This window comes from Klebsiella sp. K5-306 (assembly GCF_051835185.1).
GTDB lineage: Bacteria > Pseudomonadota > Gammaproteobacteria > Enterobacterales > Enterobacteriaceae > Klebsiella > Klebsiella oxytoca.
The window spans coordinates 31530-55543 of sequence record NZ_JAIFJY010000006.1 but is presented as its reverse complement, the minus strand read 5'-3'; the positions used below and the strand labels follow the sequence as shown (position 1 = coordinate 55543).

22 protein-coding genes are annotated in these 24014 nt (G+C 54.8%); 16 read left to right on the top strand and 6 right to left on the bottom strand.

Translation table 11 applies throughout. The features are described from left to right. Nucleotides 1-105: 105 nt before the first annotated feature. Genes ybgE through cydA form a run of 4 tightly spaced genes read right to left on the bottom strand, consistent with a single transcriptional unit; the run spans nt 106 to nt 3248 of the window. On the bottom strand, nt 106-396 hold the full coding sequence (gene ybgE, locus K2184_RS11245; RefSeq protein WP_004100327.1) for a cyd operon protein YbgE: 291 nt from the start codon (nt 394-396) through the stop codon (nt 106-108). After that, the gene (gene cydX, locus K2184_RS11240; protein WP_004100325.1) at nt 396-509 is read right to left on the bottom strand and encodes a cytochrome bd-I oxidase subunit CydX; all 114 of its coding nucleotides are present in this window, start codon (nt 507-509) and stop codon (nt 396-398) included. Before cydX ends, ybgE begins: the two co-directional genes overlap by 1 nt. 15 nt (nt 510-524) lie before the next feature. Beyond that, a complete protein-coding gene (gene cydB, locus K2184_RS11235; RefSeq protein ID WP_004100323.1) occupies nt 525-1664 on the bottom strand; it encodes a cytochrome d ubiquinol oxidase subunit II in 1140 nt (379 codons plus the stop codon). Between the two features lie 15 nt (nt 1665-1679). After that, nucleotides 1680-3248 (bottom strand): cytochrome ubiquinol oxidase subunit I, encoded by a 1569-nt coding sequence (gene cydA / locus K2184_RS11230; RefSeq protein ID WP_004100321.1) that lies wholly within the window; start codon nt 3246-3248, stop codon nt 1680-1682. 1207 nt (nt 3249-4455) lie between these two features. Between cydA and glmS the strand changes: the two genes are divergently transcribed. From glmS to cobO, 10 genes are all read left to right on the top strand, one after another. Further along, the gene (gene glmS / locus K2184_RS11225; RefSeq protein ID WP_004100319.1) at nt 4456-4905 is read left to right on the top strand and encodes a methylaspartate mutase subunit S; all 450 of its coding nucleotides are present in this window, start codon (nt 4456-4458) and stop codon (nt 4903-4905) included. Continuing rightward, nucleotides 4905-6293 (top strand): methylaspartate mutase accessory protein GlmL, encoded by a 1389-nt coding sequence (gene glmL / locus K2184_RS11220; protein WP_049127271.1) that lies wholly within the window; start codon nt 4905-4907, stop codon nt 6291-6293. Before glmS ends, glmL begins: the two co-directional genes overlap by 1 nt. Nucleotides 6294-6309: 16 nt before the next feature. Further along, on the top strand, nt 6310-7755 hold the full coding sequence (locus K2184_RS11215; RefSeq protein ID WP_163525752.1) for a methylaspartate mutase subunit E: 1446 nt from the start codon (nt 6310-6312) through the stop codon (nt 7753-7755). Further along, nucleotides 7755-8996, top strand: a complete 1242-nt coding sequence (locus K2184_RS11210; RefSeq protein WP_004100316.1) for a methylaspartate ammonia-lyase — start codon at nt 7755-7757, stop codon at nt 8994-8996. Before K2184_RS11215 ends, K2184_RS11210 begins: the two co-directional genes overlap by 1 nt. Before the next feature lie 3 nt (nt 8997-8999). Then, nucleotides 9000-10370 (top strand): acyclic terpene utilization AtuA family protein, encoded by a 1371-nt coding sequence (locus K2184_RS11205; protein ID WP_004100315.1) that lies wholly within the window; start codon nt 9000-9002, stop codon nt 10368-10370. Next, a complete protein-coding gene (locus K2184_RS11200; RefSeq protein ID WP_004100314.1) occupies nt 10367-10684 on the top strand; it encodes a DUF4387 domain-containing protein in 318 nt (105 codons plus the stop codon). Before K2184_RS11205 ends, K2184_RS11200 begins: the two co-directional genes overlap by 4 nt. A 364-nt stretch (nt 10685-11048) precedes the next feature. Next, nucleotides 11049-12356 carry a dicarboxylate/amino acid:cation symporter gene (locus K2184_RS11195; protein WP_004100312.1) on the top strand — a complete coding sequence of 436 codons (1308 nt, stop codon included), beginning with the start codon at nt 11049-11051 and terminating at the stop codon, nt 12354-12356. Between the two features lie 74 nt (nt 12357-12430). Next, the gene (glsA, locus tag K2184_RS11190; RefSeq protein WP_016807957.1) at nt 12431-13432 is read left to right on the top strand and encodes a glutaminase A; all 1002 of its coding nucleotides are present in this window, start codon (nt 12431-12433) and stop codon (nt 13430-13432) included. 11 nt (nt 13433-13443) lie between these two features. Continuing rightward, on the top strand, nt 13444-15096 hold the full coding sequence (locus K2184_RS11185) for a class I fumarate hydratase (RefSeq protein WP_004100308.1): 1653 nt from the start codon (nt 13444-13446) through the stop codon (nt 15094-15096). Nucleotides 15097-15105: 9 nt separating this feature from the next. Further along, a complete protein-coding gene (cobO, locus tag K2184_RS11180) occupies nt 15106-15708 on the top strand; it encodes a cob(I)yrinic acid a,c-diamide adenosyltransferase (RefSeq protein ID WP_004100306.1) in 603 nt (200 codons plus the stop codon). A gap of 271 nt (nt 15709-15979) precedes the next feature. On the opposite strand, the gene K2184_RS11175 is transcribed toward cobO, so the two are convergent. Then, nucleotides 15980-16882: a LysR substrate-binding domain-containing protein gene (locus K2184_RS11175; protein ID WP_004100304.1), complete on the bottom strand. Its 903-nt coding sequence runs from the start codon at nt 16880-16882 to the stop codon at nt 15980-15982. Nucleotides 16883-17264: 382 nt separating this feature from the next. Then, nucleotides 17265-17957: a helix-turn-helix transcriptional regulator gene (locus K2184_RS11170; RefSeq protein ID WP_163525751.1), complete on the bottom strand. Its 693-nt coding sequence runs from the start codon at nt 17955-17957 to the stop codon at nt 17265-17267. 378 nt (nt 17958-18335) lie between these two features. Here K2184_RS11170 and otnK point away from each other — a divergent pair, with 378 nt between their 5' ends. Genes otnK through K2184_RS11140 form a run of 6 tightly spaced genes read left to right on the top strand, consistent with a single transcriptional unit; the run spans nt 18336 to nt 24012 of the window. Continuing rightward, on the top strand, nt 18336-19592 hold the full coding sequence (otnK, locus tag K2184_RS11165; protein ID WP_163525750.1) for a 3-oxo-tetronate kinase: 1257 nt from the start codon (nt 18336-18338) through the stop codon (nt 19590-19592). Further along, nucleotides 19589-20233: a 3-oxo-tetronate 4-phosphate decarboxylase gene (gene otnC / locus K2184_RS11160; RefSeq protein ID WP_004111456.1), complete on the top strand. Its 645-nt coding sequence runs from the start codon at nt 19589-19591 to the stop codon at nt 20231-20233. Before otnK ends, otnC begins: the two co-directional genes overlap by 4 nt. Before the next feature lie 6 nt (nt 20234-20239). Next, nucleotides 20240-21049: a DeoR/GlpR family DNA-binding transcription regulator gene (locus K2184_RS11155; RefSeq protein WP_017146329.1), complete on the top strand. Its 810-nt coding sequence runs from the start codon at nt 20240-20242 to the stop codon at nt 21047-21049. After that, on the top strand, nt 21030-21812 hold the full coding sequence (locus tag K2184_RS11150) for a hydroxypyruvate isomerase family protein (protein ID WP_004111452.1): 783 nt from the start codon (nt 21030-21032) through the stop codon (nt 21810-21812). Before K2184_RS11155 ends, K2184_RS11150 begins: the two co-directional genes overlap by 20 nt. 22 nt (nt 21813-21834) lie before the next feature. Further along, nucleotides 21835-22647: a 3-keto-5-aminohexanoate cleavage protein gene (locus K2184_RS11145; protein WP_004111450.1), complete on the top strand. Its 813-nt coding sequence runs from the start codon at nt 21835-21837 to the stop codon at nt 22645-22647. 21 nt (nt 22648-22668) lie between these two features. Then, nucleotides 22669-24012: a bile acid:sodium symporter family protein gene (locus tag K2184_RS11140; RefSeq protein WP_016807950.1), complete on the top strand. Its 1344-nt coding sequence runs from the start codon at nt 22669-22671 to the stop codon at nt 24010-24012. Nucleotides 24013-24014 lie beyond the last annotated feature (2 nt).

The following is a 24014-nucleotide window of genomic DNA, read 5'->3' as shown; positions in this document are numbered from 1 at the left end:
CGCTACTATACGCGCGGGAATCGTGGTTTGGAATGGGGGAAAGTAAACGAGGAGTAAATTTTTATGGGCTTATGCAAGCCCATATGGTTAACAGAGATTTCTTATTCAAAAGAAGAAAAAGAACAGGCCCAAAACGAGCACAATATCAGCGATAAGCGGACAAAAAATTCCCTGCCAGTGGATGGCGCGCGGGCGAAAGCCCACGCCGTGGATAACGCCGGTACACACCGCCCACATCAGCAGGAAGCCGTGCCAGATTTCCAGCTCACTGGTTTTGGCCGCAAAGCGCGACGGGTCCCAGAAGATGCAGCCCGCTAGCGCCAGCGCCATCAATAAGGAAAGCGCCCTTAACGGGCGCTTGTCCATTATCGCGTAAAGAGTCGCGATAATACTCATCAGTGTTCTTCTTTACCTGCTTTGGTGGCTTCCACGTGCTCAAGCGCCAGCGCGGTAATCACCCCAAAGGCACAAGCAAGAAGCGTTCCCAAAATCCATGCGAAATACCACATATATAGCTCCTTACCTTAGTACAGCGAGTGGGTGTTCTTTTCGATGTCTTCGCGAGTGATGCGACCGAACATTTTCCAGTAACACCAGGTGGTGTAGGCCAGAATAATCGGTACGAAGACAATCGCCACGTAAGTCATCAGGTTCAGCGTCAGCTGGCTGGAGGTGGCATCCCACATGGTCAGGCTCGCGTTCATCGCCGTGCTTGAAGGCATAATGAACGGGAACATGGCGATACCGGCAGTCAGAATGATGCACGCCAGCGTCAGCGAGGAGAACAGAAATGCCCAGGCGCCTTTATCTGCTTTGGTCGAAATGACGGTCAGCAGCGGCAGCGCCACGCCCAGTGCAGGAATCGCCCATAGCGCCGGCATATTATTAAAGTTCACCATCCACGCGCCGGCCTCACGAGCCACTTCTTTGGTCAGCGGGTTAGACGGGCCGGTATGATCCATGACGGATTTCACTACGTAACCGTCGATGCCATAGTAGACCCAAACGCCTGCCAGCGCGAAGCAGACCAGCGTCACCAGCGCCGCTACCGTTGAGACGGTGCGGGTACGCAGGTGCAGTTCGCCCACGGTACGCATCTGCAGATAGGTCGCGCCCTGCGTCAGGATCATCGCCACGCTAACAATACCGGCCAGCAGTCCAAACGGATTCAGCAGCTGGAAGAAGTTGCCGGTGTAGTACAGACGCAGATATTCATCAACGTGGAACGGAACGCCCTGCAGCAGGTTACCGAACGCCACGCCAATCACCAGCGGCGGTACGAAGCTGCCGACGAAGATGCCCCAGTCCCACATATTACGCCAGCGGGTGTCCTCAATCTTCGAGCGATAGTCGAAACCAACCGGACGGAAGAATAAAGACGCCAGCACCAGGATCATTGCCACGTAGAAGCCGGAAAACGCGGCGGCGTAGACCATCGGCCAGGCGGCAAAGAGCGCGCCGCCCGCGGTGATCAGCCACACCTGGTTTCCGTCCCAGTGCGGAGCAATGGAGTTAATCATAATTCGACGCTCGGTGTCGTTACGACCGAGGAAACGGGTGAGCATGCCCACCCCCATGTCGAAGCCATCGGCGACGGCAAAACCAATGAGCAGAATGCCAATCAGCAGCCACCAGATAAAACGCAATACTTCATAATCGATCATTTGACGACTCCTGTCTTAGCGTGCCGACTGAATAGCCGCAGAGGACTGTTCAAAGTGATAGCGACCGGTTTTCAGGCTGCTTGGTCCTTTGCGGGCAAACTTGAACATGAGGAACAGTTCAGCCACCAGGAACAGCGTGTACAGGCCACAAATCAGCACCATAGAGAAGATCAGGTCGCCCGCAGTCAGCGACGAGTTCGCTACAGCCGTTGGTAGCACTTCACCGATAGCCCAGGGCTGACGGCCATACTCGGCAACAAACCAGCCGGCTTCCACGGCAATCCACGGCAGCGGCAGGCCATAGAACGCAGCGCGCAGCAGCCATTTTTTCTCGCCAATGCGGTTACGAATCACGGTCCAGAAGGAGGCGCCAATAATCAGCAGCATCAGCACGCCACACGCCACCATGATACGGAAGGCAAAATAGAGCGGCGCCACGGCAGGAATGGAGTCCTTGGTCGCCTGCGCAATCTGCGCTTCCGTCGCGTCGGAGACGTTGTCGGTATAACGTTTCAGCAGCAGACCATAGCCAAGATCTTTCTTCACGTCGTTAAACCGATCGCGAACGGCCTGGTCGGTTGAACCTGCACGCAGCTGTTCCAGCAGCGCGTAAGCCTTCATCCCGTTACGGATACGCTCTTCGTGCTGAACCATCAGATCCTTCAGGCCGGTGACCTGTTTATCGACGGAGCGAGTCGCAATGATGCCCAGCGCGTAAGGAATCTGAATCGCGAAGCGGTTCTCCTCTGCTTTCTGGTCAGGAATACCAAACAGGGTAAAGGCCGCCGGAGCAGGCTGAGTTTCCCATTCTGCTTCGATAGCCGCCAGCTTGGTTTTCTGCACGTCGCCCATTTCGTAACCGGATTCATCACCGAGAACGATAACGGAGAGGATTGCCGCCATGCCGAAGCTGGCTGCGATAGCAAAGGAGCGCTTGGCAAAAGCAAAGTCGCGCCCTTTGAGCATATACCAGGAGCTGATAGCAAGAATGAACATCGCGCCGGTCACGTAGCCGGAAGCCACGGTATGCACGAACTTAACCTGAGCCACCGGGTTCAGAACCAGCTCAGAGAAGCTGACCATCTCCATACGCATGGTTTCAAAGTTGAAGTCCGACGCAATCGGGTTCTGCATCCAGCCGTTAGCGACAAGAATCCACAGCGCCGACAGGTTGGAGCCGAGCGCTACCAGCCAGGTCACGGCCATGTGCTGCACTTTGCCCAGACGATCCCAACCGAAGAAGAACAGACCTACAAAGGTAGATTCGAGGAAGAAGGCCATTAAACCTTCAATGGCCAGCGGCGCACCGAAGATATCGCCCACGTAGTGAGAGTAGTAAGACCAGTTTGTCCCGAACTGGAACTCCATGGTCAAACCGGTTGCCACACCCAGAGCGAAGTTGATACCAAACAACTTGCCCCAGAACTTGGTCATATCTTTATAAATCTGTTTGCCGGAAAGGACGTAGACCGTTTCCATGATGGCCAGCAGGAACGCCATACCAAGCGTCAGCGGCACAAACAGGAAGTGGTACATCGCGGTCAAGGCAAACTGTAAGCGCGACAGTTCGACTATATCTAACATCATGACTCCTTGCTCATCGCATGAAGACTCCGAGAGTGAACCCCGTTAGAAAGGGTCACACGCATGCCCCAATACAAATTTATTTGCTTCTTCTCGTCACGCCCGTTTCCTCTGTCAAGGAAACGGTAGTGGTGAAAAGTTACAAACATGTTAACAAAACACCCAAATTGATCCCGTGATTATATTACGCTGCAAAACCCTTACAATAAATAGGTTTTTATTGTGATAAATTTGCAGTTTTCGACGGCGATCAATTTATAGCGAAAATATCAGATTTTGGTCAATTTGATCCGCGACAATTTAACTCCATTTCTTGTTCTTTTCCAAGTTTTAAACATTGATTTAAATCAATTTTCATTTTAAATGTTAATTATGTTTACTGTGTACAACACTAGTAAACATAAGGTTAACGGTATGTTTTTCAGGAGTGTCATCAGTTACTGAAAATGATAGACCATTTATTTCACAGCGGAGCGGTACTTAATGAGCCCTCGTGAGCGGCTTAAATGCCGACCTCAACTGATAATGTTGCGTAGTTCACAGATTTTTTTTATCAAGTTACTATCGTTTATTTTTTTACTGATTATATTTATCATTGCATTTACCTTTAATTAACACCCCTATGTGACTATCGTTTATCCCGTCACCGCCGCCCATCGATTTCTTTTTTGTGCAGGTCAGGCCCCCTACTCTTCTTAAGGATCATCTGCAGTCTGCATTTTTACTCTCTGACGACGTATGTCTGCCTCATCAACAAAAATAGAATATGAAACGAACAATTCATCATTTGATAGCTTTATTCTAACAAGTTGCCTTTGACACATATAAAAACCAGCCCATAAATTCCGTTACCGCGCTCACAGAAAATTTTAAAGAATTGTATTTAACCCGTTATTTAGAAATACAGAAGCCAGCCAAAAATAAAATAAGATCTCGCTCACAAACATCGCAATATATTTATTACGAGAACTCAAAAAGGACAAATCAAATTTATAAGCATTAAGTACATCACCATGATAAACAAAGGATTTTTAACGAAAACTCAAAAATGCGCTTTTTTTGAATGATATTCTGAAAATAGATCAATTGCTTCCTCCAGACGAACCAAAGACACTCCAGCCCTATTAACAGGCAGCCATTACCCAGGCTGCCAAATATTAGATCGTCGTTTTTATTTTTATACCATCAGCCCTACAGAGGATTACCCATGAAGAAATCAACACTCGTTATTGGCGTCATTGGTGCTGACTGCCATGCAGTAGGCAATAAAGTCCTGGACCGCGTTTTTACTGCCCATGATTTTCGCGTAATCAATCTGGGCGTGATGGTCAGCCAGGATGAATATATTGATGCCGCCATCGAAACTGGTGCGGATGCCATCGTCGTGTCGTCGATTTACGGCCACGGCGATATCGATTGCCTGGGACTGCGCGAGCGCTGCATCGAACGCGGTATCGGCGACATTCTCCTTTACGTCGGCGGCAACCTGGTGGTCGGAAAGCATGACTTTGCCGACGTTGAAGCGAAGTTCAAAGAGATGGGGTTCAACCGCGTTTTTGCCCCCAGCCACGATCTGGAAGACGTCTGCCAGCTGATGGCAAACGACATCAACCAGCGCCATGGCGTTAAACACCCGTGTCTGGAAGAGGCCATCTGATGCAAACCGTCTCAGTCGATATCGGCTCGACGTGGACCAAGGCGGCCCTCTTCACCCAGGAGGGGGATGAGCTGACGCTGGTAAACCACGTTCTGACCCCGACAACCACCCATCACCTGGCGGAAGGCTTTTTTGCCAGCCTGAACCAGGTGCTTAACGTTGCCGATGCGCGCCCGCTGCTGAACCGCGGTGACGTCACGCTGAAATACTCCTCATCGGCCAAAGGCGGTCTTGCCGTCGCCGCGATGGGGCTGGTGCCGTCCATCACCCTGGAGTCAGCAAAAGTCACCGCCCACTCGGCGGGGGCCAAAATCGCCCAATACTACTCCTATAAACTGAATCGCCACGACATTCAGGCGCTGGAAGCCTCGCCGCCGGACATTCTGCTGTTTACCGGCGGGACCGACGGCGGTGAAGCGAGCTACGGCCTGGCTAACGCCCACGCGCTGGCGGAGTCAACGCTCGACTGCGCCATTATCTATGCCGGCAACCGCGACATTCAGGACGAGATTCAGACCATCCTCGGCCATAAAGATCTGACCACGGTAGACAATATTCTGCCCGATCTCGATCACCCGAATCCGTACGCGGCCCGCAAGGCAATATGCGATGTTTTCTTATCCCGGATCGTCAAAGGTAAAGGACTGGACGTTATCGTCGCAGAAACCGGCGAAGAGCCGATGCCAACGCCGTGGACCGTCTACGAACTGGTGAAAACCATCAGTCATTACGACAGCGCGTGGAAAGAGTTCATGCTGATCGACATGGGCGGCGCGACTACCGATATCTACTCCGCCAGCGCCAACACGCTCTCGCCGGATACCGTTCTACACGGCGTTCCGGAGCCATATGTAAAACGCACAGTGGAAGGCGATCTCGGCATGCGCGTCTCGGCGATGGTTGTCGGTGAAAGTGCCCGGGAGCTGGTGAACGTGGTCTTTGCCCACCAGCCGCAGCGTCAGGAGGCTTTTTACCGCTATCTGCGCCATCTTGTCGCTCAGCCGGATTATCTGCCGGCCAGTGAAGAAGAAAAGTATTTCGACACCGTTCTCGCCGGGCTCTGCGTGGGCTACGCCAGCGAACGCCACGCGGGAACCAAAAAACAGGTCTGCACCTGCGTGGGCAACGTCGACCTGCAGATGGGGCGCGACCTGACCCCGGTGCGCAAAGTCGTCGGATCCGGTGGATGGCTCTCCCGCGCCAGCCGCTTTGACATCCACCGCTGGCTGAAATACCGCGAACTGGATGACGACGGCAGACGCATTCTCTTACCGACCCAGTTTGACTATTACCGCGATGCAAAAGGCCTGCTTCCGCTGCTGGCAAACGTTGCCAGGCTTTATCCCGAACTCGCCGCTCGCACCAGCATTCACTGTTTAACCCTATAAATGAAGGCAGCTACGAATGGAACTTCGAAATAAAAAATTAACCTATGACGAATTCATGACCGAGCGGCATCAGGTGTTGCAGACCTGGCATACCGGCAAGGACGTTGAGCACTTCGAAGATGGCGTGAAGTACCAGCAAACTATTCCAGAGAAAAAACGCTTTTCTCACGCCCTGCTTAAGGCCGACCAGGAAGGTAAAACGTTGAGCCAGCCGCGCGCGGGCGTAGCGCTGATGGATGAACACATTGCGCTACTCAAGACGCTGCAGGAAGAGTGCGATCTACTGCCCAGTACCATCGATGCCTACACCCGCCTTAACCGTTACGAAGAAGCGGCGGTCGGCATTCAGAAGTCTATCGAAGCGGGTACCTCCAAACTCAACGGTTTACCGGTGGTTAACCACGGCGTCGCTGCCTGCCGCCGGATGACCGAAGCGCTGGAAAAACCGGTGCAGGTACGTCACGGTACGCCGGACGCGCGTCTGCTGGCGGAAATTTCCATGGCCAGCGGCTTTACCAGCTACGAAGGCGGCGGTATCTCCTACAACATTCCCTACGCCAAGCGCGTGACCCTGGAGAAGTCGATTCGCGACTGGCAGTACTGCGACCGTCTGATGGGCCTTTATGAAGAGCACGGCATTCGAATTAACCGCGAACCTTTCGGCCCGCTGACCGGCACTCTGATCCCGCCGTTTATGTCCCACGCGGTGGCGATTATCGAAGGGCTGCTGGCGCTGGAACAGGGCGTCAAATCAATTACCGTCGGCTACGGCCAGGTGGGCAGCCTGACCCAGGACATTGCAGCAATTAAGTCGCTTCGCGAACTTTCTCACGAATATTTTGGCAATTACGGTTTCGACGATTATGAACTGAGTACCGTCTTCCACCAGTGGATGGGCGGTTTTCCGGAAGATGAATCAAAAGCGTTTGCCATTATCTCGTGGGGCGCGGCGGTGGCCGGCATGTCCGGCGCCACCAAAGTGATCACCAAGAGCCCGCATGAAGCGTTCGGTATTCCAACCGCAGCGGCCAACGCGCAGGGCCTGAGGGCCTCCCGCCAGATGCTCAATATGGTCAGCGATCAGAAGTTCCCGCCGTGCGCCGCGGTAGATCAGGAAGTGGAGCTGATAAAAAGCGAGGTACGCGCGGTACTGAAGAAAGTCTTCGAACTGGGTAACGGCGATATCGCCCGCGGTACGGTGCTGGCCTTTGAAGCGGGCGTGCTGGACGTGCCTTTTGCTCCGGCATCCTGCAACGCGGGCAAAATTCTGCCGGTTCGCGACAATTCCGGCGCCATTCGCGTGCTTGAAGCTGGCGCGGTTCCGCTGCCGAAGGACATCCTCGCCCTGCACCACGATTACGTCGCAGAACGTGCGCATTTTGAAGGTCGCAAGCCCTCATTCCAGATGGTTGTTGATGACATCAACGCGGTATCCCACAGTCAATTAATAGGAAGACCATAATGAAAATTAAACAGGCCCTTTTCACCGCTGGCTACTCCTCATTCTACTTTGATGACCAGCAGGCGATTAAAAACGGCGCGGGTCACGATGGATTCATCTATACCGGCGCGCCGGTTACCCCCGGATTTACCTCCGTGCGCCAGGCGGGTGAATGCGTTTCCGTGCAGCTAATTCTGGAAAACGGCGCGGTAGCGGTCGGTGACTGTGCCGCCGTACAGTATTCCGGCGCCGGCGGCCGCGACCCGCTGTTCCTCGCGGAAAATTTTATTCCCTTCCTCAACGATCATATTAAACCGCTGCTGGAAGGCCGGGATGTCGATACGTTCCTGCCGAACGCCCGCTTCTTCGACAAGCTGCGCATCGACGGCCAACTGCTGCATACCGCCGTCCGCTATGGTCTCTCCCAGGCGCTACTCGATGCCACGGCGCTGGCCAGCGGCCGTCTGAAGGCGGAGGTGGTTTGCGACGAATGGCAGCTGCCCTGCATCCCGGAAGCGATTCCGTTATTTGGTCAGAGCGGCGACGACCGCTACATCGCCGTGGACAAAATGATCCTCAAAGGCGTTGACGTTCTGCCGCATGCGCTCATTAACAACGTCGAAGAGAAGCTGGGTCTGAAAGGGGAGAAACTGCGCGAGTATATCCGCTGGCTGTCCGACCGCATCTTAAGCCTGCGCACCAGCCCCCGCTACCGCCCGACGCTGCATATCGATGTTTACGGCACCATCGGCCTGATTTTCGATATGGACCCGCTTCGCTGCGCCGAATATATCGCCAGCCTGGAGAAAGAGGCCCAGGGCCTGCCGCTCTATATAGAAGGCCCGGTGGATGCCGGCAACAAACCGGATCAGATCCGCATGCTGACCGCCATCACCAAAGAGCTGACCCGCCTGGGTTCCGGGGTGAAAATCGTCGCCGATGAATGGTGTAACACCTATCAGGATATCGTTGACTTCACCGATGCCGGCAGCTGCCACATGGTACAGATTAAAACCCCGGACCTCGGCGGCGTCCATAACATTGTGGACGCGGTGCTGTACTGCAACAAACATGCTATGGAAGCCTATCAGGGCGGGACCTGTAACGAAACCGAGATCAGCGCCCGCACCTGCGTTCACGTCGCGCTGGCCGCGCGTCCTGTGCGCATGCTGATCAAGCCAGGCATGGGCTTCGACGAAGGTCTTAACATCGTGTTTAACGAAATGAACCGCACCATCGCGCTGTTGCAGACTAAGGATTAAGAGATGGCTCGTACCTTTAAGATCTTATCGCCGACCGCGATTCTGGGTTATGGCTTTCCGGAAGAGAGCTTTCTTAAAGCCATGGCGGAGTCTCCGGATCTGATTGCCGTTGACGCCGGTTCATCCGATCCCGGCCCCCATTATCTGGGAGCAGGTAAACCCTTTACCGACAGAGCCGGAGTGAAACGCGATCTGCGCTATATGATCGTCGCCGGCGTAAAAAACAGTATTCCGGTGGTGATCGGCACGGCCGGCGGCTCCGGCGCGGCCCCGCACCTGGAGTGGTGCCGGCAAATCATCCATGAGATTGCGCAGGAAGAAAAACTGTCGTTTTCCATGGCGCTGATCCCGTCTGACGTCGAGAAATCCATCGTGCATCAGGCGCTGGATAACGGCAAAATCACCGCCCTCGACTTTGTGCCCGAGCTGACCCACGAAGCCATTGAAGAGAGCACCTATATCGTCGCCCAGATGGGTATCGAACCGTTCCAACGGGCGCTGGCCGCCGGCGCCCAGGTGGTGCTGGGCGGACGGGCGTACGATCCAGCCTGCTTCGCGGCGCTGCCGATTATGCAGGGCTTCGATGAGGGACTGGCCCTGCACTGCGGCAAGATCCTTGAATGCGCGGCCATTGCGGCGACCCCAGGGTCCGGCTCCGACTGCGCGATGGGGATCATCGACGACAACGGTTTTACGCTGAAAACCTTCAATCCACAGCGCAAATTCACCGAAACGTCCGCCGCGGCGCACACGTTATACGAGAAGTCCGATCCGTACTTCCTGCCGGGGCCCGGCGGCGTGCTGAACCTCAAAGGATGCAGCTTCAAAGCGGTCAACGAAGGCGAGGTCTACGTTAGCGGCTCTCGCCACGAAGAGACGCCCTACGCGCTGAAGCTGGAAGGCGCGCGTCGGGTCGGCTTTCGCTGCCTGACCATTGCCGGAACCCGCGACCCGATCATGATCGCCGGGATCGACACGATTCTTGCAGAGGTACAGGCCAGCGTGGCGCGCAACCTCTCGCTGAGTGACGACAGCATCCGCATGACTTTCCATCTGTACGGAAAGAACGGAGTGATGGGCAATCATGAGCCGATGAAAAGCGCCGGGCACGAGCTGGGGATTTTACTGGACGTCGTCGCCCCGACTCAGGATACCGCCAACAGCGTCTGTTCGCTGGTGCGCTCTACCCTGCTGCACTACGGTTATGAAAACCGCATTGCGACCGCGGGCAACCTCGCCTTCCCGTTCTCGCCTTCCGATATTCAGAGCGGCCCGGTGTATGAGTTTTCAATCTATCACCTGATTGAAGCCTGCGACGCGCTGCGCTTTGACTTCCATATCGAGCAGGTCACGCCAGAAGGAGTTCAGGCATGAAACAATCTCTATGCTCACTGGCGCAGGTGATCCGCTCCAAAAACGCCGGGCCGTATGAATTAGTTTTAGATATTTTATTTAAAACCCGGGAGGATTATCAGCGGGTAAAACGATCTGAGCAATTAACTCCGCAGCTTATTGCCAGCTTGTATAACGTGAGACCTGATTTTATTCATCGCATTGTCTGGTTTGATCCGGCTAACGCGGTAAAAATTGTCATGCCGCGGGATATTATTTCCGGCAACGTTGGCGACAATGATGTTTATGGCGCTCAGCAGCATGCGCCGTTATTAAGTATTGAGTTTGATTTCTAATTCTATATCCAATGGATTTCGAGTTGCATTGAGGCGGCAACTGAAGGACAGATTCGTCAGGAACGAATTTGAACAGCCGGAGGCTGCCTTCGGTGAGGGACATGGATGTCCCTCATTCATCCCCAGGAGCGTACATCCGTACGTGACTGGGGTGAGCAAAGGCAGCCAACAAAAATGCAGCGTGAAAGACAACGGATATAAAAATACAACAACATCCCTTGGTGTACAGGATTTCGCTGTATCACTGTATTCCAGACAATTTATGCGGTTGGTCACCACAGGCGCCCGTCTGAGCGGTTTGCAGGCTCAGGCGTGCGCTGCCCTACAACACTTCACCGACTAACCTCGATCCGATGGAGTAAACATGAAAAAAATAAGTTTAACCAAAATGATCATATTAGGCCTGATACTCGGCATGATTGCCGGGGTGGCAATTAATAATATGGCATCGGCTGATACAGCAAAATCATACGCGCAGGATATTTCTATTTTCACCACTATATTTTTACGCATGGTAAAAATGATTATCGCTCCGCTGGTAATATCCACGCTGGTAGTTGGCATCGCCAAAATGGGCGATGCTAAAACGCTCGGGCGGATATTCTCGAAAACTTTTTTCCTGTTTATTTGCGCCTCGCTGCTGTCGATTGCGCTGGGGCTGGTGATCGTTAATCTGTTCCAGCCGGGGGCGGGGATTAATTTCGTCGCCCACGATGCCGGAGCGGTCGCGGCCGTTCAATCTGAGCCCTTCACACTGAAGGTATTTATCTCTCACGCGGTGCCGACCAGCATCGTTGATGCGATGGCGCGCAACGAAATCCTGCAAATCGTGGTGTTCTCCATTTTCCTCGGCTGTAGCCTGGCGGCTATCGGCGAAAAAGCCGAACCCATTGTGAAAGTGCTCGATTCGCTGGTCCACGTAATGTTGAAGCTGACGGGCTACGTCATGCTCTTCGCGCCGCTAACCGTCTTTGCCGCTATCTCCGGGCTGATCGCCGAGCGCGGTCTGGGCGTAATGGTCAGCGCCGGTATCTTTATGGGTGAGTTCTACCTGACGCTTGGCATGCTGTGGGCGATGCTGATTGGCCTGTCGGCGGTCATTGTTGGTCCGTGCATTGGCCGTCTGACCAAAGCGATCCTTGAGCCCGCCCTGCTGGCCTTCACCACGTCCAGCTCTGAAGCCGCCTTCCCGGGCACCCTCGATAAGCTGGAAAAATTTGGCGTCTCTTCCAAAATCGCCAGCTTCGTTCTGCCCATTGGCTACTCCTTTAACCTGGTTGGCTCCATGGCCTACTGCTCGTTCGCCACGGTGTTTATCGCCCAGGCCTGCAACGTGCACCTCGGCATGGGCGAGCAGATCACCATGCTGCTGATTCTGATGCTGACCTCAAAAGGGATGGCGGGCGTACCGCGCGCCTCAATGGTAGTTATTGCCGCGACGCTGAACCAGTTCAACATTCCGGAAGCGGGCCTGATCCTGTTGATGGGTGTCGATCCGTTCCTCGATATGGGTCGCTCCGCCACCAACGTAATGAGTAACGCCATGGGCGCCGCCATCGTTGGCCGCTGGGAAGGCGAGCACTATGGAGAAGGCTGCCGCGGCACCGCCCCGGTCAAAAAACCCGAGCAGGAGCGTCCTGCCAGCGAAACGTCCGAAGTGGCGATGTCCTGATGGCAAGATGGCTATGAACCCCAGGCCGGATCTATCCGGCCCGGTTCCTCTCAATAATCTCAACAGGACATACCATGAACGTTAAATTTCTCGGCACCTGCCTGTTCACCGCCAGCTTATTGTTTAGCGGCGCCGCCGCAGCTCAGGGCGCACCGGACTACGCCAGCATTATCGAGCAGGCGCATCAGAAATATAAAAATAACCACGAGGGTAAAGTCGCCGACTACATCCCCGCTCTGGCGACCTATAGCCCGGATAATTTCGCCATTACGCTCGCGACGGTAGAAGGCAAAATTTACCAGACCGGCGACGTAAAAAAAGCGTTCCCGATGGAGTCCCTGAGCAAAGTGTTCACCCTGGCGCTGGCAATGGAGCAACGCGGACCGCAGGAAGTGTTGGATAAACTCGGCGCCAACGCCACCGGCCTGCCCTTCAATTCCGGATTAGCCGTCGAACTCACCCAAGGCGCGCCGGAGAATCCGTTAGTCAACGCCGGCGCCATGAGCACCGTGAGCCTGATTGCGGCGCAGGACAAAACCGACCGCTGGAATAAAATCCTCAACAATCTCAGCGCCTGGGCCGACAGTACGCTGAGCGTGAACGAGCCGGTATTTCAATCCGAAATGGCAACCAACCAGCATAACCAGGCGCTGGCCATGTTGATGCATTCCTACCGCAGCTTTTATGGCGATCCGCAGGAAGCCGTCGAAATCTACACCCGTCAATGTTCGGTGGATATCACCGTTGAGCAGCTCGCCAAAATGGGAGCCGTGCTGGCCAACGGCGGTAAATCGCCGTTCAACGGCAGGCAACTGCTTAACGCCAGCTATGTGCCGCAGGTACTGGCGGAAATGGCGATAGCCGGGCTGTACGACGGCAGCGGCAGATGGCTGTATAGCGTCGGTATTCCGGCGAAATCCGGCGTTGCCGGCGGGATGATCGCCGTGGTGCCGGGGCGGTACGCCATCGCCGTCTATTCCCCTCCGCTGGATGCAGCCGGTAATAGCGTTCGCGCCCAGCAAACCATCGAGTACGTCGCTAAAGCGACGCAGGCCAATCTCTTTTTCGCGAAATAGTGAGATGTCACATGTCTAAACCCTTTGTCTGGCAGGAACTCTTTGTGCAGAGTAAAGATAATACGGAATATGAACTACTCAGTAATCAACATGTTAAGGTGACAGAGTTAGATGGTGAAGAGGTCATCAAGGTTGCGCCCGAAGCGTTAACGTTGCTGGCTCAGCAGGCATTTTATGAGGCTTCATTTTTCCTGCGCGCCGGACATTTAAAACAGATCGCCAGTATCCTGCACGATCCGCAGGCCAGCAGTAACGATAAATATGTTGCGCTGCAGCTGCTGCGCAACGCCGAAGTCTCGGCAAAAGGCGTGCTGCCAAACTGCCAGGATACCGGGACCGCAACCATCGTGGCGAGCAAAGGCCAGAACGTCTGGACCGGCGGCAACGATGCTGAAGCCCTGAGTCAGGGCGTCTACAACACCTTCCAGGAAAATAATTTACGCTATTCGCAAAATGCCCCCCTCGATATGTACACCGAGGTCAACACGGAGACTAACCTGCCGGCGCAGATCGACATCAGCGCCGTGCCGGGTAGCGAATACCGCTTCCTGTTCGTCAACAAAGGCGGCGGCTCGGCGAACAAAGCAGCGCTGTTTCAGGAAACAAAATCCATCCTGCAGCCGGAAAAACTCACCGCCTTCCTGATTGAAAAAATGAAAGCGCTGGGCACCGCCGCCTGTCCGCCGTACCACATCGCCTTTGTGGTGGGCGGCCTCTCGGCGGATCAGGCATTGAAGGTGGCGAAGCTGGCTTCGACCAAATATTATGACAATCTGCCCACCAGCGGAAATGCGCTGGGCCAGGCGTTTCGCGATACCGCGCTGGAGGCGACGTTGCTTAACGCCAGCCGCGAGTTCGGCATCGGCGCGCAGTTTGGCGGCAAATATTTCGCTCACGATATTCGCGTGATCCGCCTGCCGCGGCACGGCGGCTCCTGCCCTATCGCTATGGCCCTCTCCTGCTCCGCCGATCGAAACATTAAAGCCAAAATCAACAAGCACGGCATCTGGCTGGAGAAGCTGGAACATAACCCGGGCAAGTTCATTCCTGATTCTCAGCGGATAGAAAACGGGGCGCAGACCGTCCAGCTCGACCTGAATCGGCCGCTGCGCGATATCCTTCGCGATATGTCAGCCCTGCCGGTCGGTACCCGGCTGTCGCTGAGCGGTCCAATTGTCGTCGCCCGCGATATTGCCCATGCCAAAATTAAAGAGCGGCTGGATAATGGCGAACCGATGCCGGCTTACATGCGCAATCATATCGTCTACTACGCCGGACCGGCGAAAACGCCAGACAATCTTGCCTGCGGCTCGCTGGGTCCCACCACCGGCGGACGGATGGACGGGTATGTTGATGCTTTCCAGGCCGCGGGCGGGAGTCTGATCATGCTCTCAAAAGGCAACCGCAGCCCGCAGGTGACCGAAGCCTGCCTGAAACACGGCGGCTTTAATCTCGGCAGCATCGGCGGTGCGGCGGCCCTGCTGGCGCAGCAGTACGTGAAAAGTTTACGCTGCCTTGAGTATCCGGAACTGGGCATGGAAGCGGTATGGATGATGGAAGTCGAAAACCTGCCCGCGTTTGTGCTGGTTGACGACAAAGGCAACAACTTCTTTAGCCAGTTCGAGCAGCAGCACCGCTGCGCCACCTGTCCGGCAGGGCACTAAGGAGCATTTATGCACGCGCGAGGCAATCCTGACCGCCATCGTCAGCGCCAGCAGAAGCTGAAAACGCAGGTTGATACCCGCGTGGCGGCGGCAACGGAGCAAAAAGGCATCTTGATCGTCTTCACCGGCAACGGTAAGGGCAAATCTACTGCCGCCTTTGGTACGGCAACGCGAGCCGTCGGACATGGTAAGCGCGTCGGCGTTGCCCAGTTCATTAAAGGCCAGTGGGATAATGGAGAGTACAATACGCTGCATCCTCTGGGCGTTGAGTTTCACATTATGGGCACCGGCTTTACCTGGGAAACGCAAAACCGGGAAACGGATATTGAGGCGGCATCGGTCGTATGGCGAGAGAGTAAGCGCATGCTGGCCGATCCGAGCTACGATCTGGTGGTGCTGGATGAGCTCACGTATATGCTGGCGTATCGCTATCTGGATCCACAGGAAGTAATTGCCGCTATTGTCAATCGTCCGCCGCAGCAGAACGTGATTGTTACCGGCCGCGGCTGCCATGCCCGCCTGCTGGAGCTTGCCGATACGGTCAGCGAGCTGCGCCCGGTGAAGCACGCCTTTGACGGTGGTATTCAGGCGCAGGCAGGAATCGACTGGTAGTTTGACCCGGCTCGCGCTGCGTTCTGCTCCCTGGGCTACTCTGCGCGCTGCTCCCGGGGCGGCGCTTGACGCGCCTTGCCCGGGCTACGGGTTCACCGCCGTTTGCAGCGCGGTAGCCCGGACAGATGCGCAGCATCGCCTCCGGGGAGTTCAACGACTCTGCTCTCTACTGGGGTATTCTGCGCGCTGCTCCCGGGGCGGCGCTTGACGCGCCTTGCCCGGGCTACGGGTTCACCGCCGTCTGCGGGCCGGAAGCCCGGGCAAAGCACCGTCAGGCAGCCGACACCACCGATTTTTGCAGCAGCCAGTCGCGAAATACCTGCAAATGACGGGATTCCGTTTTATCCTCCTGCCACGTCATAATAAAACGGTTACCGGTACGAATCGGCACATCGCAGGGGATCACCATCTCACCGCTATCCAGGTCATGCTGAATGGCAAAACGCGGCAGTAGCGCGACTCCCAGATTTGAACGCACTGCCGCAATCAGCATCGAGAGCAGATCGAAACGTGGACCGATGTTGATCTGCGGGCTGGTGATATTCGACAGCGCAAACCACTCCTGCCAGCCGTGAATCCGCGTGCTTTGATGCAGCAGCGGAAATTCGCCCAGCAGCTCCTCCACCGCCAGCTTTTGCCCGGGTTCCGACAGCAGTCCGCAGCCGCACACCGGCAAAATTTCCTCTTCAAACAGATACTCCACTTCAGACCACGGCGAGCAAAAATCCTCGCGCATAATGGCGGCATCGTACTCGCGGCTCAGAAAATCACTCATGCTGGCCAGCGAATGAATATTAACGATGATGTCAGGATTTAATTTATTAAACTCGCGCAGGTTGGGGATCAGCCAGTGGGTGCTAAAGGTGGGATTAACGGCCAGTTCAAGAACCTGCACCGTCGGTTGCCAGGTCATAATCGAATTGGTATCACGCTCCAGTTTGTTCAACGTTTCTTTAACGATAGACAAATAATGCTTGCCGGCCTCATTTAAAAAAATCCTTTTTTTAGCATGATTAAATAATGACGTATGGAGGAAATCCTCCAGCGCCGTGACCTGTCGGAACACGGCGCTTTGTGTTAAAGCCAACTCTTCCGCTGCCCGGGTATAACTTTCATGGCGAGCCACAACCTCAAAAGTCACCAGTAATTCAGTTTTCGGTATTTTTCCTCTCATAACGTCTTCCATTTACGGCGTGCAAAAATTGTTTAATAGATAAAAAAAGCGCGCAAGGACATCAGGTTAGCCCCCGGTGTTATATTTTATTTTACCGTCAGGTGTCATTGATCTATTCCATGATTAATGCATACTATCACTGATCAAATAATAACCAATAATACCCAGGCGCTACAATAAAGACAATTTAAACAACGTGATTGCTGCACAATTAAAAGCATTAAGTTGTCAATATTTTTTCACGTTAACTTGTTTATTAGCGAAGACATGAAGAGAGCCACTGGGAATTAATTACCTGGTCATGGGCATAATTGAAAAATTCCGCGATCGGGCACACATTATGAATGCTCCAGGAAAAATCTGTATTAACCTGAATTCGAGGCTAACCGATGCGAGGTGAAGATCTCCAGAGGTTCCGTTCGCGGAACGACTGGGGGGTCGTGCGGTGAGCAGCGCGGAACACCCGGCAAAAGTAGCTGGTTTGCGCAAACTGAAGCTTACGCGCCACGCTGTCTATGGAATTAGCCGGGTCCCCGAGCAGCTCTCCGGCACGCTGCATTTTCTTCTGATTGACCCACACCTTAAAATTTACGCCCTGACGCTTTTTAAAAAAACGGCTGAAGTAGTTAGCGCTGAGACAAACATGGGCGGCAACAGATTCCAGAGACAGCTCATCATATAAATGTTCATCAATATAGCGCAGCGCAGCCGCCAGTTTTATTTCATGCGGCGATTTTTGTGCATAATAAAAAGTGCTCTTTTGTCGCGCCAGTCTCGCACCTTCCTCCTCTGCTTCTTCCATCGCTGAGTAATGACTAACGATGAAATGCAGTAGCCTTATCGCCGCCGAGCGATGATTATTATCGGTTGCTGCTCGATGGTCAAAAATAATATACCCGCATATTTCATTGCTTTGAACCAGCGGTAGGGAAAAGAACTCTGCCCCCGCATAGCAATCGGGCAAGCGACCGTCGGTTACCTTAATAACCATCGCCGTCAGCCCCGTTGCCCGCGAAAAAACATCTGTTAACGAACTAAAAAAAACGATGCCATTATCCCTTTTATTTTCCGCCATCTTATTCTCCGTAAGCTTTTGCAAGCGGTTAATATGCAAAATATTACGGATAAAAAGGATGATGACTGACGCAAAAAATAATCTCATTTAAACAGATGAATATGATCAAAATGCACAACCGTTACGCCGGTTCAGGAGGACGATGCCTGAGAGCTGCCCGCGCTCAGGCGGCCAGCGTTCTCAAACTTTAACGAATCTTCACAGAAAACTGTGAGCACAAATTTCTGACCGACAAATGATTAATTGTTATATTTCATAAAGTTATACAAATATCATGCGTTTTCGTGATGTTGTTGTTTGTGAGAATCATCATGTGAATGTGAAATGCCCTCCTGAATAATAGGTTCAATGTGAAAACAACTTGAACGGAGTGGATCCATGGCCGTCACTACAGGCGTTATCGCCGACGATTTTACCGGCGCAACGGATATAGCAAGCTTTATGGCTGAACAGGGCTGGCGAGTCGCGCTGCTGCCCGGCATGCCCGATATCACTCAGAGCTGGAACGAAGAGGTTGACGCTATCGTCATCTCGTTGAAGAGCCGCGCTTTACCGGCAGAACAGGCCGTCGCCCAGTCCCTGGCCTGCGCCCGCTGGCTAAGACAAAACGCCGGCGTCCGCCAGCTCTATTTCAAGTATTGCTCAACCTTTGATTCCACGCCGGCGGGCAACATCGGCCCGGTAAGCGATGCGCTGATGAACGACATTCAGGCCCCGCTAATCGTTCACTGCCCCGCTCTGCCGCAAAACGGGCGCACGGTGGTCCACGGCCATCTGTTTGTGAACGGGGTGCTGCTTAACGAATCCGGTATGGAAAAACATCCGCTAAATCCGATGACCGATGCCAGCGTACCGCGCCTGCTGGCCGCGCAGACGGCCAGCCCGGTTGGGCACATTGCTCTCAATACGATTCGCAGCGGTGTGGAAGCGGTCACTTACGCCTTAGAACGCTATCAGACTGAAGGGACGCGCCATGTGATTGTCGATACGCTGGACGGCACCGATCTCCATACCCTGGCTCAGGCGCTGCAGGAGTATCCGCTGCTGGCCGGAGGTTCCGGTCTCGGCGGCGCGCTGGCCGCTAACGCTGGTGGTCATCCTGTTGCGTCGCCGCACCGCTTTCCCTCTCCCGCCAGAGCAGTCGTGTTCTCCGGCAGCTGTTCGACGATGAGCAACCGCCAGGTCAACCGCTATAAAGCCCTGGCGGCATCCTGTTTGCTTGACGTTGCCCGCTGCCTGTCGGATACCGAAAGCTACAGCGACGAGCTGTCTACCTGGGCGATGGCGCATATCAGCGACCCGCTCGCGCCGCTACTTTATGCCACCCAGCCGCCAGAGGCGCTACAGCGCATTCAACAGGAATACGGCGAACAGGCCGCCAGTCAGGCAATCGAACGCACTTTCGCCCGGCTGAGCGCCAAACTTCTGGCCGCAGGCGTCAACACCTTTATTGTCGCTGGCGGAGAAACCTCCGGCACCGTCGTGGAAGCGCTACAGGTGAAGCGCCTGGCCGTCGGCAGAGCGATCGCGCCGGGCGTACCCTGGGTCTTCTCCTCCGGCCTGGCGCTGGCCCTGAAGTCAGGCAACTTTGGCGACGAAGATTTCTTTTTTACGGCCCAGGAGTATCCATCATGAATCCGGTGAGTGAACACCAACTCCGCGAACAGCTGGTCCACTATGGGCGCTCGCTGTTTATGCGCGGCTACAGCAGCGGCGGTTCCGGCAATCTCAGCGTGAAGCTGCCGGACGGCGGCTATCTGGTGACCCCAACCAATTCTTGTCTGGGTGAACTGCAGGCCGCCACCCTGAGTCGACTGGATGCCGATGGCGTGCATCTCAGCGGCGATAAGCCGTCAAAAGAGGTCCCTATGCATCTGGCGTGGTACCGCCACCGGCCTTCCTGCGGGGCCGTAGTACATCTGCACTCTCCGTGGCTGACCGCGCTCTCCTGTCTACCGTGCGCCACGCCGGAAAACTGCCTGCCGCCGCTAACGCCGTACTACGTGATGCGCGTCGGACGGCTGCCGCTGCTGCCCTATTTCAAACCCGGACACGAGGGCATTGCCAGCGCGCTCAGTGACATCGCCGCAGACCATACGGCGGCGCTACTGGCCAACCACGGGCCGGTAGTGAGCGGTCGCTCGCTGCGCGAGGCGGTGTTTAACGCCGAAGAACTGGAAGACAGCGCCCGTATCTGGCTGACCTTAAAACCGCTCGGCTATGTCCCGCTCTCAGAAGCAGCGGTGGCCGAACTCGAACAATCCCGACAGGCCTGAGGTGCGATGATGATCCCGGAACAACGGCGCGACTTTATTTACCGCTACGTGCATGAAAAAAACGCCGCCTCCTTCAATGAACTGGCGGAGCTGATGAGCGTGTCGCATATGACGGTACGCCGCGACATTCAGCTGCTGGAAGAAGAAGGCAAGGTTATCGCCATTAACGGCGGCGTAAAGCTCAATAACCTGCTTAAATCCGAGCTGCCGTGGCGAGAGAAAGCGGAGTTGCATCATGAAGTAAAACGCAAAATGGGCCAGCTGGCGGCGATGCTCATCGAGCCGGGTCAAACGCTCTACCTCGATGCCGGCACCTCGTTGTTTGAAGTGGCGAAAGCGGTGGCCGCCAGCCGCTGTTTTAACCTGACGGTCGTCACCAACGACTTTTCCATCAGCCACTACCTGATGGATATGCCGCATATCACGCTCTATCACACCGGCGGCCTGGTGGACCAGCGCAACCGCTCAAGCATTGGTAAAAGCGCCGCCAGCTTTCTTCGCACCATTAATATTGACGTGGCGTTTCTGAGCTCCTCTTCGTGGGATACCGAACGCGGGATGTCAACGCCGAGCGAAGGGAAAGCCTCGGTCAAGGAGGCGGTGCTCACCGTTTCCCGGCGTCGGGTACTGGTCTGCGATAGCAGTAAATTTGGCAAATACGGCATGTTCCATATCTGCGGGCTGGAGCAATTGACCGATATTGTTTCTGATAACCGGCTACCGGAGGATGCGCAACACACTATTGCCAGCCAGGGGGTGAAACTGCATCTGGTAGATAGCCGGGAGGGAGCGCATCATGCTGAAGCTCGCGGCTAACCTCGACTGGCTATTTACCGATTTACCGATAGCGGCCCGTTTCCAGGCGGCAAAAGCGGCCGGTTTTCACGGCATTGAAGGGCTATTTCTCTGGCAACACCCGCTGGAACAGCTGCAGGCGGCACAGCGGCAAACGTCTCTACCGCTGGTGCTGATGAACGCTCCGGCAGGCAACTGGTCTCAGGGTGAACGCGGGCTGGCAGCGCTACCCGGGCGCGAAGAGGAGTTTCACCGCAGTCTGGAGCGGGCTCGTCATTATGCCACGGCGCTGGGCTGCCGCCGGGTTCACGTTATGGCGGGCTTGCGCTGCGACGCTCTGACGCATCAGGCCCAGCTTGAGCTCTTGCGCAACAGGCTGCGTATCGCCTGCGATGTGCTGGCTGTTGCGGGAATAGACGTGCTGATTGAACCATTAAACTCGCAGGATATGCCCGGCTATTTTATTGATAGCTTTCCGCTGGCCGCAGCAATCATTGACCAGGTCGCCAGGAACAATATCGGTTTACAGTTTGATATTTATCACTGCCAGAAAATTCACGGCAACGTCGCAAAAAATATTGAACGCTACTTTACGCTTATCAAACATATTCAAATTGCTTCCGTTCCTTATCGCCATGAACCTGGGACCGGCGAATTAAATGAAGCATGGTTATTCGATTTTATTAAAAAAATGAACTACAAGGGCTGGATTGGTTGTGAATATCAACCCTCAACATCAGGCCCCGAATCATTACGCTGGATAACGCCTTACCTGGAATTTTAATCTCTCTGTACCGGAGGAAAATATGTCGGATACCGTTATTATCTCGCTGGCACCCGTTGCCGCGGATTGCCCTCGAGTCATACCCGAAGAACTGGCGCAGGAAATACTCGCCAGCGTAGAATATGGCGCGGCGATTGTTCATCTGCACGTCCGTGATAAGCAGGGGCGTCTGACGCCGGACACCGTCGATTTTCAGGCCACAATCGACCCTGTGATGCGCCATTCAAACCTGATAATTCAGGCCTCTACCGGCGGCGTCTCTTCGCTGTCCATCGCCGAACGCTGCGCGCCCCTGGCCTGCTCAGGAGTGGAGATGGCGTCGCTTAACGTCGGCTCCGTTAACCTTGGCGATGCCGTTTACTTTAATCCCGGCCCGGACGTCGAATATTGTGCAAGACAAATCATCGAGCATAACATAATTCCCGAATTTGAAGTTTTCGAAATTGGCATGATTAATAATATCCTGGCTCTGCAGGAAAATATCAAATTCAAAACTCCGATGCTGTTTAATATTGTACTGGGGCATCGCGGCACTACTCCCGCCACGATTGATACATTAATTGCCATGCGCAGCATGCTCCCCCGCGAGGCCTTATGGGGAATAACGCATTTTGGCAGAAAGAATTTCGACATTATCGCTGCCGCAGTCGCCATGGGCGCCAGCGAGGTTCGAATTGGCTTTGAGGATAGCTATTATTTAAGCGCGGAAGAAAAAGCCCAGAATAACTATCAGCAGGTCGCCAAACTCGCCACCCTGATTCGCAGCATGGATAAGAAAGTCGCCACGCCCGACATTGCGCGGCAAATGTTATCTATTCCCCCCCGGCAGCAATAACAACAGAAAGGACATTTCGCTATGACTATGACCACTGTTATTCACAAAACCGGTCTCGGCGTCAGCATCGCCGGCGCCGCCCTGGCGGCGGTTGGCGCGCTGATGCATTCACCCGCGCTCTGGCAGCCTGGGCTGGTGATGTTCACCGCCGGTTTTGCGGCGGGAGCAGGATACTGGCCGGGGTTACGCAGCTATCAGTTTACCTTGTGGATCATCGCCGGTTTCGTTGCCGCGATGACCTGGTCTACGGATCTGATCGTCTGGGGCGGCTTTAACATCACCCATAAATGGATCGTTTTCCTGGTCATCCAGGCCACTATGTTCAGCATGGGCACCAAGCTGACGATCCAGGATTTTATCGATGTCGCCAAAATGCCGTGGGCGGTGTTTATCGGTACCTTCTGCCATTTTGTCATTATGCCCCTGCTCGGCCTGACCATTACCCTGGTCTTCAACTTTCCGCCGGAAGTCGCGGTGGGCATCCTGCTGATTGGCGCGTGTCCCAGCGGCCTCTCTTCGACGGTGATGGTTTACATCGCCAACGCTAACCTGGCGCTGGCGGTATCGATAGCGGCAGTATCAACCCTGGCGGCCACGGTGATGACGCCGCTGTGGGTTAACCTGCTGGCGGGCTCGATGATCGATATTCAGCTGACCGCAATGGTGATGGACGTGGTGAAAATCGTGCTCATCCCGATCGGCGCGGCGATCTTACACGACTACCTGAAAACCTACGCCAGTATACGCGGCCGCCGTATTGTGCAGGGACTGGCCGGGCTCGGCGCTCTGTGGCTGCTGTATATGAGCGCCGGAGGCTGGAACACGCTGTTCGCCAGCGCCGGCGCCGAAGCGCAAATGTACGCCGTGGTTGTCAACTTCGTGGCTGGCGGTCTCGTCTGGGCGCTGTTTTACAACTGGCTGTATGGTCGCGTTGAAGGTATTAAGAAAATCATGCCGACTATCTCGATGATAGGGATTATTTTCTTCACGACCACCGCCGCCGCTGCGGGACGCGACAACCTGGTGCAGGTCGGCTTCCTGCTCTGTTTCGCCATGCTGATGCATAACCTCGGCGGTTTCCTGATTGGTTATCTGATGAGTCGCTGGATTTTTCGCATGGACGTACAGTCCGCCCGTACCGTGGCCTTTGAAGTCGGACTGCAAAACGGCGGAATGGCGTCGGGGCTTGCCGCCGCGATGGGCAAGCTGGCAACAGTGGGCCTTGCTTCCGCGGTGATGACTCCGCTTGGCAACGTCAGCGGCTCGCTGCTGGCGAACTACTGGCGCAAAAAGGACGCCCGACAGGCGCAGGCCGCCGCGAACAACCCCGCTCAAACCGTTTCTGAACATCTTTCAAAAGGATAATC

Bases quoted from the DNA above. Each gene is read 5' to 3' on its own strand.
- ybgE (WP_004100327.1), bottom strand. From the start codon at position 396: ATGAGTATTATCGCGACTCTTTACGCGATAATGGACAAGCGCCCGTTA.
- cydX (WP_004100325.1), bottom strand. From the start codon at position 509: ATGTGGTATTTCGCATGGATTTTGGGAACGCTTCTTGCTTGTGCCTTT.
- cydB (WP_004100323.1), bottom strand. From the start codon at position 1,664: ATGATCGATTATGAAGTATTGCGTTTTATCTGGTGGCTGCTGATTGGC.
- cydA (WP_004100321.1), bottom strand. From the start codon at position 3,248: ATGTTAGATATAGTCGAACTGTCGCGCTTACAGTTTGCCTTGACCGCG.
- glmS (WP_004100319.1), top strand. From the start codon at position 4,456: ATGAAGAAATCAACACTCGTTATTGGCGTCATTGGTGCTGACTGCCAT.
- glmL (WP_049127271.1), top strand. From the start codon at position 4,905: ATGCAAACCGTCTCAGTCGATATCGGCTCGACGTGGACCAAGGCGGCC.
- K2184_RS11215 (WP_163525752.1), top strand. From the start codon at position 6,310: ATGGAACTTCGAAATAAAAAATTAACCTATGACGAATTCATGACCGAG.
- K2184_RS11210 (WP_004100316.1), top strand. From the start codon at position 7,755: ATGAAAATTAAACAGGCCCTTTTCACCGCTGGCTACTCCTCATTCTAC.
- K2184_RS11205 (WP_004100315.1), top strand. From the start codon at position 9,000: ATGGCTCGTACCTTTAAGATCTTATCGCCGACCGCGATTCTGGGTTAT.
- K2184_RS11200 (WP_004100314.1), top strand. From the start codon at position 10,367: ATGAAACAATCTCTATGCTCACTGGCGCAGGTGATCCGCTCCAAAAAC.
- K2184_RS11195 (WP_004100312.1), top strand. From the start codon at position 11,049: ATGAAAAAAATAAGTTTAACCAAAATGATCATATTAGGCCTGATACTC.
- glsA (WP_016807957.1), top strand. From the start codon at position 12,431: ATGAACGTTAAATTTCTCGGCACCTGCCTGTTCACCGCCAGCTTATTG.
- K2184_RS11185 (WP_004100308.1), top strand. From the start codon at position 13,444: ATGTCTAAACCCTTTGTCTGGCAGGAACTCTTTGTGCAGAGTAAAGAT.
- cobO (WP_004100306.1), top strand. From the start codon at position 15,106: ATGCACGCGCGAGGCAATCCTGACCGCCATCGTCAGCGCCAGCAGAAG.
- K2184_RS11175 (WP_004100304.1), bottom strand. From the start codon at position 16,882: ATGAGAGGAAAAATACCGAAAACTGAATTACTGGTGACTTTTGAGGTT.
- K2184_RS11170 (WP_163525751.1), bottom strand. From the start codon at position 17,957: ATGGCGGAAAATAAAAGGGATAATGGCATCGTTTTTTTTAGTTCGTTA.
- otnK (WP_163525750.1), top strand. From the start codon at position 18,336: ATGGCCGTCACTACAGGCGTTATCGCCGACGATTTTACCGGCGCAACG.
- otnC (WP_004111456.1), top strand. From the start codon at position 19,589: ATGAATCCGGTGAGTGAACACCAACTCCGCGAACAGCTGGTCCACTAT.
- K2184_RS11155 (WP_017146329.1), top strand. From the start codon at position 20,240: ATGATGATCCCGGAACAACGGCGCGACTTTATTTACCGCTACGTGCAT.
- K2184_RS11150 (WP_004111452.1), top strand. From the start codon at position 21,030: ATGCTGAAGCTCGCGGCTAACCTCGACTGGCTATTTACCGATTTACCG.
- K2184_RS11145 (WP_004111450.1), top strand. From the start codon at position 21,835: ATGTCGGATACCGTTATTATCTCGCTGGCACCCGTTGCCGCGGATTGC.
- K2184_RS11140 (WP_016807950.1), top strand. From the start codon at position 22,669: ATGACTATGACCACTGTTATTCACAAAACCGGTCTCGGCGTCAGCATC.